The organism is Streptomyces griseorubiginosus, from assembly GCF_036345115.1.
Taxonomy (GTDB): domain Bacteria; phylum Actinomycetota; class Actinomycetes; order Streptomycetales; family Streptomycetaceae; genus Streptomyces; species Streptomyces griseorubiginosus_C.
In genome coordinates this window covers 7,697,900-7,711,779 of record NZ_CP107766.1, presented here as the reverse complement: position 1 = coordinate 7,711,779, position 13,880 = coordinate 7,697,900, and the positions used below count along the sequence as shown (strand labels likewise).

The following is a 13,880-nucleotide window of genomic DNA, read 5'->3' as shown; positions in this document are numbered from 1 at the left end:
GAAGGAGGCCGACATGGCTGTCACCGACGAGGCGATCGAGAAGATCAAGGGCATGATCGTCTCCGGCGCGCTGCGCCCCGGCGACCGGCTACCCAAGGAGAGCGAACTCGCCTCCGAACTGGGGCTGTCCCGCAACTCGCTGCGCGAGGCCGTGCGGGCGCTGTCGCTCATCCGGATCCTGGACGTCCGGCAGGGCGACGGCACCTATGTGACCAGCCTGGACCCGCAACTCCTGCTGGAGGCGCTGAGCTTCGTCGTGGACTTCCACCGCGACGACACCGTCCTGGAGTTCCTCGCGGTGCGCCGCATCCTGGAGCCGGCCGCCACCGCGATGGCCGCCTCCCGGATCAGCGAGCAGCAACTGGACGCGCTGGGCGCCCAGTTGGACAAGCTGGGCGACAGTCCGTCGGTGGAGGAGCTGGTCGCCTGCGACCTGGACTTCCACCGCGGGATCGTGCAGAGCTCCGGCAACTCCGTGCTCTGCTCGCTGATGGACGGCCTGTCCGGGCCCACCACCCGGGCCCGGATCTGGCGCGGTCTGACCCAGGAGGACGCGGTCAGCCGCACCCTGCACGAGCACCGGGCCATCCTCGCGGCCCTGCGCGACCGCGACGCCGAGGCGGCCCGCTCGTGGGCGACCGTGCACATCGCGAGCGTGGAGCAGTGGTTGCGCTCCACTCTGTGAGAAGCCTGTGTGAACCCTCCCAGCGGCACCGGAACGGGGGGTGTTCCGGGGTGGCTGACGGGGCAGTGATCCGTTCACTCCCCCGTGCAAGGGGGCTGCGGGCGCCCCCGCCGGACGCCGTAAGGTTGGTGCGTTAAGCGAGGGCACGTCGGAAGGAGGCGCTGGGTGATCGAGCTCGAGGGGGTTCCCGAGCTGATCGACCCGGTCATGGTGGCCGCGTTCGAGGGCTGGAACGACGCCGGCGACGCCGCCTCCACCGCGGTCGCGCATCTGGACAGGGAGTGGAAGGGCGAGGTGTTCGCGGCGCTCGACGCCGAGGACTACTACGACTTCCAGGTGAACCGCCCCACGGTGTGGCTGGACGGCGGAGTGCGCAAGATCACGTGGCCGACGACAAGGTTGTCGGTGGTCCGCGTCGGCGGTGACAAGCCGCGCGATCTCGTACTCGTCCGAGGTATCGAACCGTCGATGCGGTGGCGGTCGTTCTGCAACGAGCTGCTGGGCTTCGCCCACGAACTGGGCGTGGAGCTGGTGGTGATCCTGGGCGCGCTGCTCGGCGACACCCCGCACACCCGCCCGGTGCCGATCAGCGGGACCACGTCCGATCCGGACCTGGCCCAGCGGATGGACCTGGAGGAGACCAAGTACGAGGGCCCCACGGGCATCGTCGGCATCCTCCAGGAGGCGTGCACCCACGCGGGCGTGCCCGCGGTGTCGCTGTGGGCGGCCGTACCGCACTACGTGTCGCAGCCGCCGAACCCGAAGGCGACGCTGGCCCTCCTGAACCGTCTGGAGGACCTGATCGACGTACGGATCCCGCTGGGCGAGCTGGCCGAGGACGCGCGCGCGTGGCAGGTGGGCGTGGACCAGCTGGCCGCCGAGGACACCGAGGTCGCGGAGTACGTCCAGACGCTGGAGGAGGCCCGGGACACCGCGGAGCTGCCGGAGGCCTCGGGCGAGGCGATCGCCCGGGAGTTCGAGCGGTATCTGCGACGCCGGGACGGCGGCCAGCCGGGTCAGCCGGGCGGGCACGCGACCGCGGACGGCAGTGACAGCACGGCCTATCTGCGGGACGCTCCCGGGGGCCGTACGAAGCCGCCCAAGCCGCCGAGGCCGGAGACCGACCGGGACACCGACACGGACGCGGAGACGGGCACGGAGACCGGTACGGGGGCCGAGCCGGACGACGGGGACTCGGCGTCGGAGGACTGAGCCGGACGACAGGGACTCCTTGTCGGAGGACTGAGCCGGTGAGGGCGGTGCGCGGTGTCCGGCGCACCGCCCTCCGGCGTGTCAGACCTGGTCGACCGCCACCACGTCGTAGTCGGTGGTCGGCGTCGGCTCCACGTCGAAACGCGCGTTGGGCAGGTACAGGCGCCCGCCCCAGGCGGCGACCGTGGTCGGGATGCGGAAGCGCGGGTCGGTGATCCGGGTGAGCGCGGTGCCCCGGGTGCCGGCATCGTTCAGCCGGAACACGTCGATCGCGTTCTGCTGCTGCTGGACGGCGTAGAGGATCCGGCCGAGCAGCAACAGCCCGTCGCGTTGGGGAGTTTCGCCCCGCCCAGGTCGACGGCGCGGGCGGCGCCGGTGCGCGGATCGACCCGCATGAGTCCGCCGCCGTTCGCGTAGCCGTTCACCACGAGCAGCGCGCGGCCGTCGGGGGTGCGCTCGATGCCGTTGGCCGTGAAGTCGGGCCCCTGCTGCCAGTCCCCGGACAGGGGTACGGTCGTCACCGCGCCCTTGGCCAGCTTGTAGAGCACCGGCTTGAAGGAGTCGGTGAACCAGGCGGCGCCCGGCGTGAGGACCACGTCGTTCACGAAGGTGCCGCCGGTGGCGTACACCTGCTCGGTCTCGCCGGAGCGGGCGTCGGCGACCCGGATCTCGCCGCTGGCGCCGCCGGCGAGGAAGAGTCTGCCGTGCCGGTCGATCTTGAGGCCCACGGTCGGGCGGCCCGCGCCCTTCACGACGACCCTGCCCTGACCGGTGGCCAGGCTGGCACGGTAGACGTCACCGTTCGCGAGAGACCCGAAGTAGCCGTACGGCTTCGAGCCGATGGTGATGCCCTCGGGCTGGAAGCCGTCGGGGAGGGGGAACTGCGCGGGCCACGCGGTGTGCCGGGTTCCGGCCGCCTGGGCGGTGCCGCCGAGCAGGGCCGCTCCGGTCAGTGCGGCGGTCGCGGTCAGGAGTGTGCGACGTGCGAAGGAACGGTCTGCGGGTGCCACGGTGCGTCCTTCCGCAAGGAGGCCGGCGCGGGGCCGGCCGAACGGTCAAGCGACGCTCCCACCCCATCACATGACGGCCGTCTCCACAGCCCCTGGCCGGATTGTGACGTCACCCAACTCAACCGGTTCTCCAACCGAGTTGGCGAACGTGGTCCGGACGGGCCGACCGGGAAGGGGCGCTCCCTCTGTGGTGAGGGAGCGCCCCTTCTCGACGGCCTGCGTACGGCCTGCGTACGGCCTGCGTACGGCCTTCTAGAGGGCCACGCCCAGCAGCGCGTCCACGGCACGTGTCACCACTCCGGGCGCGCCGATGTCCGTGCCGCCCCGCTCCTCCTGTACGGCGGCCCAGCGGTCGACGGCGAGGAGCGCGGCGGGCGCGTCCAGGTCGTTCGCGAGGGCCTCGCGGATCTCCTCGACGAGCGCCTCGGCGGACGGTCCGTCGGGCCGGGAGACGGCGGCACGCCAGCGGCCGAGCCGGTCGACGGCGTCCTGGAGGACCTGGTCGGTCCACTCCCAGTCGGCACGGTAGTGGTGGGCCAGCAGCGCCAGCCGGATGGCGGCGGGGTCCACGCCCTCGCGCCGCAGCTGCGACACGAAGACCAGGTTGCCCTTGGACTTGGACATCTTCTCGCCGTCGAGGGCGACCATGCCGGCGTGGACGTACGCCTTGGCCATGGGGAACTCGCCGGTGAGCACCTGGGCGTGCGAGGCGCCCATCTCGTGGTGCGGGAAGGCGAGGTCGGAGCCGCCGCCCTGGACGTCGAAGGTCATGCCGAGGTGGTCGAGGGCGATGGCGACGCACTCGATGTGCCAGCCGGGGCGGCCGCGCCCCAGGGAACCGCCGTCCCAGCTGGGCTCGCCCTCGCGGGCGGCCATCCACAGCATCGGGTCGAGGGGGTTCTTCTTGCCCGGCCGGTCGGGGTCGCCGCCGCGCTCGGCGGACAGCAGCCGCATGGCGGCCGCGTCGAGGTTCGAGACCTTGCCGAAGTTCGGGTCGGACTCGACGGAGAAGTAGACGTCCCCTTCGAGTTCGTAGGCGGCGCCGGCGTCCCGCAGCCGCTCCACGAGCGGCACGATCCCGGGTATCGCCTCGACAGCGCCGATGTAGTGCCGCGGGGGCAGCATGCGAAGCGCGGTCATGTCCTCGCGGAAGAGGGCCGTCTCCTTCTCGGCGAGGGCGGCCCAGTCGACGCTGTCCCGCTCGGCGCGCTCCAGGAGCGGGTCGTCGATGTCGGTGACGTTCTGGACGTAGTGCACCTGCCGCTTCGTGTCGAGCCACACGCGCTGCACGAGGTCGAACGCGTTGTAGGTCGCCGCGTGCCCCATGTGGGTGGCGTCGTACGGCGTGATGCCGCAGACGTAGAGACGGGCGACGGGACCGGGGTCGAGGGGGACCAGACCGCCGGTCGCGGTGTCGTGGATCCTCAGGTCGCGGCCCTGACCAGGCAGGGCGGGGACCTCGGAAGCGGGCCAGGCATGCATGTCATGAGCCTAACCGGACGGATGTTCCGTATACGAACCGGACCGGGCCGGATGGCCGGTTGGGCCTTCTTGCGCGGTACGGGCACATGTGCAGTGTGCTGCTAGACGGGCGGCCAGGGAATGGCCGGCCACTCGCCGCTCGGCTCCGGGTGCCTGCCGGAGTCCAGCAGCGCGTCGACACGCGCGCGTGTGGCGTCCAGTTCGGCGGGCGTGATCAGGGGGGCCAGTCGGGTGGCCAGCTCTCCCGAGAGGGCCTCCCGGAGCCCTTTCAGCACGTCGACCGCCTCCCCGGTCAGGGGCTCCCCCGCCCAGCCCCACAGCAGGGTCCGCAGCTTGTTCTCGGCGTTGAAGGTCACGCCGTGGTCGATGCCGTACAGGCGGCCCTCGGCGCCGGGCAGCAGATGGCCGCCCTTGCGGTCCGCGTTGTTGATCACCGCGTCCAGGACGGCGAGTCTGCGCAGCCGTTCGTCGTCGGCGTGCACCAGCAGCGCGGTCTTCCCGTCCCCGACCTCGGCGAGGCCGATGGCCTTCCAGCCCGGCTCGGGCTCCTCGGCGTCGACCAGGGCGAGCAGCTCACTGCCGGGCACGCCCTCGATCCACAGCTGGCACATGCCCTCGCCGTAGGGGCCGTCGCGCAGCACCGTGGGCGGTACGAGCCCCCAGCCGGTCGCCTCGGACACCTCGTACGCGGCGACCTCGCGCTGGGCGAGGGTGCCGTCCGGGAAGTCCCACAGGGGCCGCTCGCCGCGGACCGGCTTGTAGACGCAGAGGACCTCCTGGCCCTCGTACGCGACGGAACACTGGAGCACCGCGTTGGAGGCGTCCCGGATCTGCCCGCGTACCGTCAGCTCACCCCGGGTGAGCAGCTCTGCCGTGGTCACGCTCCGCGGCGGTATCCGTTCTGGCGCGGACATACGTGTCCTTCCGGGTCGAGCGGGAGGCTGCACAGCGGGCACGGCGGCCGCCCGGCGTTGACGACGTCCAGGGCACGCTTGGCGAAGGCTCTGGCCTGCGCGCCGGTGAGGCGGACCCGCAGCATCGGGGGTCCGTTCTCCTCGTCCTGGAGGAGCCGCTCCTCGGCCTCGGCGAGGTCCTCCTCGGAGTCGGCCTCCAGCTCGACGAGGGCCTGCGCCTCGACGATCATGCGCTGCTCCTCGCCGTCCCAGGCCAGCGCCATGGTGCCGACCCGGAACTCCTCCTCGACGGGGGTGTCGAGGGGCGCGGTGTCGGCGACGTCGGTGGGCGGCACGGCCGGCACGGAGGCGCTGCCACCGCTGCGGCGCACGACCTCGTCGAGGAGTTCGTCCATCCGCTCGGCGAGGGCGGCCACCTGCGTCTTCTCCAGGGCCACGCTGGTCACTCGGGGGCCGGCCGTGGCCTGGAGGAAGAACGTACGGCGTCCGGGCAGTCCGACCGTGCCGGCCACGAAGCGGTCCGGCGGGTCATAGAGGAACACCTGACGGGACACGTCCTGTCTCCATGGGATCGGTGTGGATTCGCGAGTACGGGAACGACGGGAACGTCCATGTGCGAACGCGCGTGAGTGAACCGCTTCACCCTACTGCGCCCGACGATCACGGTGCGCCCGCACCACCACCGACCGGGGCGTCACCGCCCGCCGTCTCCTCGCGCGGCACCAGGGACGCGAAGTCACCGGTGTCACCGAGGCGGACGAGGAACGGCCTCAGCCGGGTGTAGCGGATGACGGTGACGGAGCACGGTTCGACGGAGATCCTCTGGAAGAGGTCCAGGTGAAGTCCGAGTGCGTCGGCCACGAGCGACTTGATGATGTCGCCGTGCGAGCACATCAGATAGACGGCGTCGGCGCCGTGATCGCGCTCCACGCGCGCGTTCCACTCGCGTACGGCCTCCGCCGCGCGGGTCTGCATCGCGCGCATGGACTCGCCGCCGGGGAACGCGGCCGCCGACGGGTGGGCCTGGACGACCTCCATGAGCGGCTCGTCCATGAGTTCGGCGAGCTTGCGGCCGGACCAGTCGCCGTAGTGGCACTCCCCGATGCGCTCCTCGCTGTGCACGGCGAGGCCGGGGCGGGCGTCGAGCAGTGGGCGGACCGTCTCCTGGCACCGCTGGAGGGGGCTGGCGACCACCTCGGAGATCGGCACGCCCTCGAGCCGGCCGGGCAGCGCGGCGGCCTGCGCGGCGCCGCGCTCGTCCAGGGCGACCCCGGGCGTCCACCCGGCGAGCAGTCCCTCGGTGTTCGCGGTGGATCGTCCGTGCCTGACAAGGATCAACGTGGGCATGCGGCAAGGGTAGGCGTACGCCGGAATGTCATGTCCTTCGAGCGACGGGAGAACACGCTCCGTGATCGTCGACTGTGCCATCTACCGGGAGGGACACCGGACCGAGGGGCCCGAGGACCTGTCGGACGCGCTGGACGAGGCGCGATCGGCGGGCGGGTTCGTGTGGATCGGTCTGCACGAGCCGTCGGAGAAGGAGTTCGAGCTGGTCACCAAGGAGTTCGGGCTGCACCCGCTGGCCGTGGAGGACGCCCTCAAAGCGCATCAGCGGCCCAAGCTGGAGGTGTACGACGACTCGCTGTTCGTGGTCCTCAAGCCGGTCGTGTACGAACCGGAGAGCGACGCCGTCTCCACCGGCGAGGTCATGCTCTTCCTCGGCGACGGCTTCGTGGTGACGGTCCGTCACGGTGTGGGTTCGCCGCTGAAGGCCGTGCGCGAGCGTCTGGAGCACGAGCCGAAGCTGCTCGGCAAGGGACCCACCTCGGTGCTGTACGCGGTCGCCGACGCCGTCGTGGACCACTATCTGGAGGTGGCGACGGAGCTCGGGACCGACCTGGAGGAGCTGGAGGCGGAGGTGTTCTCACCGGACGGCGGCGGCTCGCGGAACACCGCGTCCCGGATCTACACCTTCAAGCGGCAGATCCTGGAGTTCCGCCGGGCCACCGTCCCGCTCACCATGCCGCTGACCCGGCTCGCGGGGGTGGGGGCGTACGGCGGGACGGTGCCGTTCGTCAACGACAAGGCGCGGCCCTTCTTCAGGGACGTCAACGACCATCTCGCGCGCGTGAACGAGTCGGTGGAGGGCCTTGACCGGCTGGTGTCGGACGTCCTGTCGGCGCATCTCGCGCAGATGAGCGTGCGGCAGAACGACGACATGCGGAAGATCTCGGCGTGGGCGGCGATGGCCGCGATCCCCACGATGATCGCGGGGATCTACGGCATGAACTTCGAACACATGCCGGAGCTGCACTGGGTGTGGTCGTATCCGGCGGTGATCGCGGTGATGGGCGTCCTGGAGGTGCTGCTGTACCGGACGTTCAAGCGGCGGGGCTGGCTCTAGGGCCGGGCGTCGTGCGGCAGACGGGAGTGGTCAGCCAGGCCCTAGGGGTGGCTCAGGCGAACTCGGGTGCCGAGGTCGCGGGTCCGCCGAGGGCGTCGCGGCGCTCCGGCATCCTGAGGGAGACCATGCGGCGCCAGCCCGCGGCGCGCTCGTAGGCGTAGACGGCGTGGATGCCCGCGGCCAGGACGGCGGACTTCGCGCGCGACCAGCCGAGGATGCGGCCCATGTGGGACATCACCGCGAGGCTGACGTCCCGGTAGACGCGGATCTCGGCCAGCGCGCACTCCTTGAGCGTGCGCTGGATGGCGCGGCCGTGGCCGGCGCGGGCGAAGCGGAGCAGTTCCTCGTGGCAGTAGGCGAGGTGGTTGTCCTCGTCGGCCGAGATCATCCGCACCGCGCGGCCGAGTTCGGGGTGGTCGGCGAAGTGCTTGCGCAGCAGTTCCATCTGCTCGGAGGCGCGCTGTTCGGTGACCCTGCTGTGTGCGAGGTACGTGACGATGTCCTGCACGGTCAGCGGCTCGTCGCTCTTGAGCTTGTCGTGGGCGAGGCCGATGCCGTGCCTCTCCAGGAGCATCGTGTAGTCCGTCTCCGGGGGGACCGGGACGGGTTCGAGCCGGCGCTTCTTCATCAGGGCGTTGAAGATCCGCCCGTGCTTGTCCTCGTCCGCTCCGTGGCGGGTGATCTTGGGGGCGAGTGCGCGCTCGCCCGGGGGCACCAGCGCGGCGATACGGGCGTTCTCCCAGCCGCCCTGGGACTCCCCGCTGGCCGCGATGGAGCAGAACAGCCGGAAGGACTCGTCGTGGTCGAGGATCTCCTGGAACAGGCTCTTGGCCGAAAGCATCGTGGGGCACCTCTCTGCCGGACTCCGCGGCAATCCGCAAAGAAAGAGTCAAATGCGGCGCGAGGGGTGCTGCAACAGCTGTGTCGGACAACTCCGCCAAAAGGAGGACGGGCGGGGTCACTCCGGGGGCGTAACCGCGCGGGCGCGACCGCGTTGTTTGAGGTGACGGCCGTGGCGGGGAAGACCCCCGAGCCCCCACCACGGCCGCGGAAGCCTCCGGCGGCGGGACCGGGGTCGTGAGGGTGACTGGCTTGGGCGGTGGGGCCGGGTCAGGGTGGCCGGCTTGAGTGGTGGGGCCGGGTGGCGCGGAGGTGTTGGGCGGTCGGGTCGGGTGCACGCTGACCGGCTCCGGCGGTCGGGGCGGTGACACGGGAGCCTCCGGTTGGCGGACCGGTTGCACGCCGACCGACTTCAGTCCGACCGGGCTCCGCAACGAGCCTGCGGCGGTGGGCTCGGGGCACGCTGGACGCCTTCAAGCCTCGGGGGCCGGGGCCCGGAAGGTCGGTAGGCGGCAGCGTGTCGTCGGAGCGGAGTTGAGGCCGGGGGCGGGGTGTACGGCCCGGGCCCCCGGCCGTGACCATGCGCGGGCGGTCCTGGGCAGGGGCTAGGCGAGGCCCGCGCGGTCGAGGGCCTCCGTGCCGGCTCGGAGGGCCGCGAGGCGTTCGTCGAGGGTGAAGCCTGCGGGGGCCAGGGTGAGGGTGGTGACGCCGGCCGCCGCGTACTGCTTCATCCGGTCCGCGATGCGGTCCACCGAACCGAGCAGCGTCGTCTTGTCGATCAGGTCGTGCGGGATGGCGGCCGCGGCGCCGTTCTTGTCGCCGGCCAGGTACTTGTCCTGGATCTCGGCAGCCGCCGCCTCGAAGCCCATGCGCTGGGCGAGCTGGTTGTAGAAGTTCTGCTTGCGGCTGCCCATGCCGCCCACGTACAGCGCGGTGTAGGGACGGAACGTGTCGGCGAGGGCGGTCACGTCCTTGTCCTCGCCCAGGGCGAGCGGCAGGGTCGGCACGATGTCGAAGCCCTCGAGCGTCTTGCCGGCCTTCTCACGGCCCGCCCGCAGGTACTGGATCGCGGTCTCCTCCAGGTGCTCCGCGGAAGGGAAGATCAGCAGGGCGCCGTCGGCGATCTCGCCGGTCTGCTCCAGGTTCTTCGGGCCGATCGCGGCGATGTACAGCGGGATGTACTCACGCTCGGGGTGCACGGTCAGCTTGAGCGGCTTGCCGGGACCGCCGGGCAGCGGCAGCGTCCAGTGCTGCCCCTCGTAGGACAGCCGCTCGCGCGACATGGCCTTGCGGACGATCTCGACGTACTCACGCGTGCGTGCCAGCGGCTTGTCGAACTTGACGCCGTACCAGCCCTCGGACACCTGCGGCCCCGAGACCCCGAGGCCGAGACGGAAACGGCCGCCGGAGAGCGAGTCGAGGGTGGCCGCGGTCATCGCGGTCATCGCCGGCTGACGGGCCGGGATCTGGAAGATGGCCGAGCCGACGTCGATGCGTTCGGTCTGCGCGGCGACCCAGGTGAGCACGGTGGCCGCGTCCGAGCCGTAGGCCTCGGCGGCCCAGCAGACGGAGTACCCGAGGCGGTCGGCCTCCTTGGCGACGGCGAGATTGTCCGCGTCCATTCCGGCGCCCCAGTAGCCGAGGTTGATCCCGAGCTGCATGGCCGATTCCCCTTACCGATCAGTAACGTCCTTGTCTCAGACCTTAGCGCGACCGGGCTCACCGGGGCAGGTCGCGGGCCGTGCCATGACGGACGCCATTACCGCGCACCTGTCGCAATCCGTTGTCCACAGGCCCCCACGCGACAGGTTCTGGCCAGTAATCTCGGCGTTCATGGAGCAGAGGCATCTCGGCCGTACCGGCCTGCGCGTGTCCCGGATCGGACTCGGCACCCTCACCTGGGGCAGGGACACCGACGAGCACGACGCGGCGGACCTCCTGAAAACGTTCTGGGAGGCGGGCGGGACGCTGGTCGACACGGCGGACGTGTACGGCGACGGGGAAGCGGAGTACCTGCTCGGACGCCTCATAGACGGCCTGGTCCCGCGCCGGGACCTGGTCATCTCCACGAAGGCGGGCAGTGTGCCCGACCCGGACCGCCGCGTCGACGGCTCGCGCGGGCACCTGCTCTCCGCGCTGGACGACTCACTGGCCCGGCTCGGCACGGACTACGTCGACGTCTGGCACATCCACTCCTACGACCCCAACACCCCCCTGGACGAGACGCTCCACGCCCTCGACCTGGCCGTCAGCAGCGGCCGCGTCCGCTATGCCGGGGTGTCCGACTTCTGCGGCTGGCAGCTCGCCAAGGCGGGGACCTGGCAGCTCTCGGCGCCCGGGACGCGGACCCGGCTGGCCGCGACGCAGCTGGAGTACTCGCTGCTCCAGCGCGGGATCGAGCGCGAGGTGCTGCCGGCCGCGCTGGATCTCGGCATCGGACTGCTGCCGTCCTCGCCGCTGGGGCGCGGGGTGCTGACGGGCAAGTACCGCGGGGACGCGACACCGGCCGACTCCCGGGGGGCCTCGGAGCATCTGGCGCCCTTCGTCGCGCCCTACCTCGACGACACGGCGAGCCGCATCGTGGACGCGGTGGCGACCGCGGCGGACGGGCTCGCGGTGACGCCGCTCCAGGTGGCGCTCGCATGGGTCCGGGACCGGCCGGGGGTGGCCGCCCCGATCGTCGGCGCGCGCAACTCGCAGCAGCTCACGGCGGCATTGTCAGTGGAGGCCCTTAGTCTTCCTGACGAGATCTGCCGGGCGCTCGACGATGTGTCGGCGCCCGTGCACCGCTATCCCGATCACGACTGGAGCACGCTGTGAGCACGGAGCCGGAGCCCACGGAGAACACCGACCCGGAGACGCGGGTGGCCGCGCCGGAGCCGGAGCCCGAGCCGGCTCCGCAGGGTGCGGACGCAGCACGGGGCGCGGAGGCCGACGCCGAGGGCGCCGGGGCGGATGCCGCGGGTGAGGCAGCCGAGGCGACCGGGAGCGAGGGCACCGAAGGCGACGGCGCGGACAAGGCTCAGTTGTCCGAGGCCGAGGCCGAGCTGGCGGCGCAGCGGGTCGAGCGGGAGCGGATCGCCCGGCGCAAGGCGGAGAAGCAGGGGCCCGTCGAGGCCGGGGCCAAGCTCAGCGGGAAGGCCGCCGATCTCCTCGCCGCCGTACGGGCCGTGGAGAGCGGGGCGAAGCCCGTGGCCGCCGTGTTCAGCGAGCCCGAGCCGCCGCGCCGGCCCGCGCAGGAGGCGGCGCGGTCCCGGCCGGTGTCGGCGGCGAGCCGTGCCGGGGACGGGGTCGGGGTCGGCGGGGCCATCGGCGTGGTCGCTTCTCCCGGTGGCGGTGTTTCCCCCCCCGGGCCCGGGCCCGAAGCCGTCGAGGCCGTTCGGCGGGTGCTGGCCGAGGGCGGGGCGCCGGAGGGGCTCGCGCCGCAGGTGGCCGCGGTGCTCGGGGAAGGGGCGGACGCCGAGCTGCGGGCGGATCCGTGGCAGTTGCTGCGGGTCGCCGGGGTGCGGCCCGAGCAGGCCGACGGGTTCGCGCGGGCCCTGCTGGGCGCGGAGTGCGCGCCGGACGACGAGCGGCGGGGGCGGGCGGTCACCGTCTGGCTCCTGGAGCAGGCGGCGCTCGCCGGGCACACCGCGCTGGAGATGCCCGCGCTCACCGCCGCGCTGGCCCAGCGGGGCGTGCCGGACACCGACGCGGCCGTACAGAGCACGATCGCCGAGGCGGAGGCCCTGGTCTTCCAGGACGCCCTCGACCCGACCGCCCCGGAGCCCGCGCATCCCGTCGAGGGTGCCGAGGACGACGAGGAGGGTGCGGAGCGGCCAGTGCGGATCCTGGTCGGTCTGGAGCGCTACGCCCTCGCGGAGGAGAGTCTCGCCGACGGACTGGCCCGGTTGATCAACTCCGTGCCCAAGGAGGACGGTTCGGCCGAGGACTGGGAGCGCGCGGCTGCGTCGGCCAAGGGCTCCGCCGCCGAGCTGATCCGTGCGACCGCGACACACGGCCTGGTCCTGCACACCGGCGGCGAGGCGTCCCTGGCCGAACCGGCGGCCCTGCTGGAGGCGGCGCGGAGCCTCGGCCTGCGGGCCTGGGCGGCCACCCACAGCCCCCTGGGCCGCGACCGCTTCGGCACGCTGCTGGGAGCGGGGCGGCAGGGTGCCGCGGCCTCGCAAGGAGCCGCCCATCCCGGCGACGCCCGCCCCCATCCCGGCGATGCCCGCCCCCACCCCGGGCCCGGTCGCCCGGAGGATGCCGCGCCCCCGGAGCGCACCACGCAAGACCAGCCCGCCGCCGACTCCCCCGCCCGCCCCGTCGCCACCGTCGCCGGACTGCTCTCCGGGGCCGAAGGGCCGGGGCGGGACGGCGACGGGGCGTTCGATCTGGATGTGCTCGTCGTGCTCGACGCGCCCCAGCTGGACGTCGAGACGGCCGCGCTGCTCGTGGAGTCGCTGCCGGACGGGGCGCGGCTGGTGCTGGCCGGGGATCCGGCGGTGTTGTGGTCGGCGGGGCCCGGGCGGGTCTTCGCGGATCTCCTCGCCGCGCGGATCTGCCCGCAGGTCGCCTCGCGCACTCCGGACCCCGGGCCGCTGGGCGAGTTGGTCTCCGGGATCGGCATCGGTGAGCTGAACAAGGTCGAGGCCCCCGGCAAGGAGGTCGTGATCGTGCCGGTGCGGGACGCGGGCGAGGCCGTGCACCGGACCGTGCAGCTGGTCGCGGACTCGGTACCGCGGGCGATCGGCGTGCCCGCCGAGCAGACCCAGGTGATCACGCCGGGGCACGGCGGCGCGGCGGGCACCCGCGTGCTCAACGCGGCCCTGAAGGAGCGCCTCAACCCCGGCCCCGGTCGCTTCGGCGGCTTCGACCCCGGCGACCGCGTCGCTTACTCCCCCACCCCGGGCCGTACGATCCCGGGCCACGTGGTGGGGGCCGACGCGGAGGGACTCCGCCTGACCTGCGGCGGCGAGGACGTGGTCGTACCGAAGGAGCGGGTGGAGCAGTCCGTACGGCACGGCTGGGCCCTGACCGCGCACCAGGCGGTGGGTGGTCGCTGGCCGGCGGTGGTGGCGGTGCTGCCGGGCGACGCTGCCCAGGCCCTCACCCGCCCCTGGGTCTACACGGCCTTCGGCAGTGCGTCCCGCCACCTCTCCGTGGTCCACGGCGCGGACCAGGCCCTCCCGAGGGCGGTCGCCGAGATCCCGGCCAAGCCCCGCACGACGCGCTTGCCCACCCTCCTGGCAACACCGACGGCCACCTGACGCGCCCCAAAGGGGCGCGGGGAACTGTGCGACCAGCCACAACGAACCCGTAGGCCGCCGCCTACGGACAACACAACGGCG

The 13,880-nt window shown here is 72.5% G+C and carries 11 protein-coding genes and 1 pseudogene; 5 read left to right on the top strand and 7 right to left on the bottom strand.

The genetic code is table 11. The annotated features are described in order from the left end of the window. Positions 1–13: 13 nt before the first annotated feature. A complete protein-coding gene (locus OHN19_RS34880) occupies positions 14–685 on the top strand; it encodes a FadR/GntR family transcriptional regulator (protein WP_330268014.1) in 672 nt (223 codons plus the stop codon). A 165-nt stretch (positions 686–850) separates the two neighbouring features. Next, positions 851–1,897: a PAC2 family protein gene (locus OHN19_RS34875; RefSeq protein ID WP_330268013.1), complete on the top strand. Its 1,047-nt coding sequence runs from the start codon at positions 851–853 to the stop codon at positions 1,895–1,897. 81 nt (positions 1,898–1,978) lie between these two features. Here the strand turns inward: OHN19_RS34875 and OHN19_RS34870 are convergent. The 5 genes and pseudogenes from OHN19_RS34870 to OHN19_RS34850 form a co-directional block, all read right to left on the bottom strand. Beyond that, positions 1,979–2,907, bottom strand: a pseudogene (locus OHN19_RS34870) (SMP-30/gluconolactonase/LRE family protein). A 252-nt stretch (positions 2,908–3,159) separates the two neighbouring features. Beyond that, entirely contained in the window at positions 3,160–4,389 is a 1,230-nt protein-coding gene (mshC, locus tag OHN19_RS34865) for a cysteine--1-D-myo-inosityl 2-amino-2-deoxy-alpha-D-glucopyranoside ligase (protein WP_330268012.1), read from the bottom strand. A gap of 101 nt (positions 4,390–4,490) precedes the next feature. Next, the gene (locus tag OHN19_RS34860) at positions 4,491–5,303 is read right to left on the bottom strand and encodes an SCO1664 family protein (protein WP_330268011.1); all 813 of its coding nucleotides are present in this window, start codon (positions 5,301–5,303) and stop codon (positions 4,491–4,493) included. Continuing rightward, positions 5,267–5,857, bottom strand: a complete 591-nt coding sequence (locus OHN19_RS34855; RefSeq protein WP_123759678.1) for a DUF3090 domain-containing protein — start codon at positions 5,855–5,857, stop codon at positions 5,267–5,269. Before OHN19_RS34855 ends, OHN19_RS34860 begins: the two co-directional genes overlap by 37 nt. A gap of 106 nt (positions 5,858–5,963) precedes the next feature. After that, complete coding sequence (locus OHN19_RS34850; protein ID WP_330268010.1) at positions 5,964–6,650, bottom strand: histidine phosphatase family protein; 687 nt, start codon at positions 6,648–6,650, stop codon at positions 5,964–5,966. Positions 6,651–6,711: 61 nt separating this feature from the next. On the opposite strand from OHN19_RS34850, the gene corA reads away from it, so the two are divergent. Beyond that, positions 6,712–7,707, top strand: coding sequence for a magnesium/cobalt transporter CorA (corA, locus tag OHN19_RS34845; protein WP_330268009.1), 996 nt, complete (start codon positions 6,712–6,714; stop codon positions 7,705–7,707). Between the two features lie 52 nt (positions 7,708–7,759). Here corA and OHN19_RS34840 read toward each other — a convergent pair whose 3' ends face one another. Together OHN19_RS34840 and OHN19_RS34835 are read right to left on the bottom strand one after the other, a co-directional pair. Beyond that, on the bottom strand, positions 7,760–8,548 hold the full coding sequence (locus OHN19_RS34840; RefSeq protein WP_330268008.1) for a ferritin-like domain-containing protein: 789 nt from the start codon (positions 8,546–8,548) through the stop codon (positions 7,760–7,762). 604 nt (positions 8,549–9,152) lie between these two features. Beyond that, positions 9,153–10,208: an LLM class F420-dependent oxidoreductase gene (locus OHN19_RS34835; RefSeq protein ID WP_330268007.1), complete on the bottom strand. Its 1,056-nt coding sequence runs from the start codon at positions 10,206–10,208 to the stop codon at positions 9,153–9,155. A gap of 172 nt (positions 10,209–10,380) precedes the next feature. Between OHN19_RS34835 and OHN19_RS34830 the strand changes: the two genes are divergently transcribed. Both OHN19_RS34830 and OHN19_RS34825 read left to right on the top strand, forming a co-directional pair. Then, entirely contained in the window at positions 10,381–11,367 is a 987-nt protein-coding gene (locus OHN19_RS34830) for an aldo/keto reductase (RefSeq protein WP_330268006.1), read from the top strand. Further along, positions 11,364–13,799 (top strand): helix-hairpin-helix domain-containing protein, encoded by a 2,436-nt coding sequence (locus tag OHN19_RS34825; RefSeq protein ID WP_330268005.1) that lies wholly within the window; start codon positions 11,364–11,366, stop codon positions 13,797–13,799. The genes OHN19_RS34830 and OHN19_RS34825 overlap by 4 nt, the downstream gene beginning before the upstream one ends. Positions 13,800–13,880 lie beyond the last annotated feature (81 nt).

Bases quoted from the DNA above. Each gene is read 5' to 3' on its own strand.
- OHN19_RS34880 (WP_330268014.1), top strand. From the start codon at position 14: ATGGCTGTCACCGACGAGGCGATCGAGAAGATCAAGGGCATGATCGTC.
- mshC (WP_330268012.1), bottom strand. From the start codon at position 4,389: ATGCATGCCTGGCCCGCTTCCGAGGTCCCCGCCCTGCCTGGTCAGGGC.
- OHN19_RS34860 (WP_330268011.1), bottom strand. From the start codon at position 5,303: ATGTCCGCGCCAGAACGGATACCGCCGCGGAGCGTGACCACGGCAGAG.
- OHN19_RS34850 (WP_330268010.1), bottom strand. From the start codon at position 6,650: ATGCCCACGTTGATCCTTGTCAGGCACGGACGATCCACCGCGAACACC.
- OHN19_RS34840 (WP_330268008.1), bottom strand. From the start codon at position 8,548: ATGCTTTCGGCCAAGAGCCTGTTCCAGGAGATCCTCGACCACGACGAG.
- OHN19_RS34835 (WP_330268007.1), bottom strand. From the start codon at position 10,208: ATGCAGCTCGGGATCAACCTCGGCTACTGGGGCGCCGGAATGGACGCG.
- OHN19_RS34830 (WP_330268006.1), top strand. From the start codon at position 10,381: ATGGAGCAGAGGCATCTCGGCCGTACCGGCCTGCGCGTGTCCCGGATC.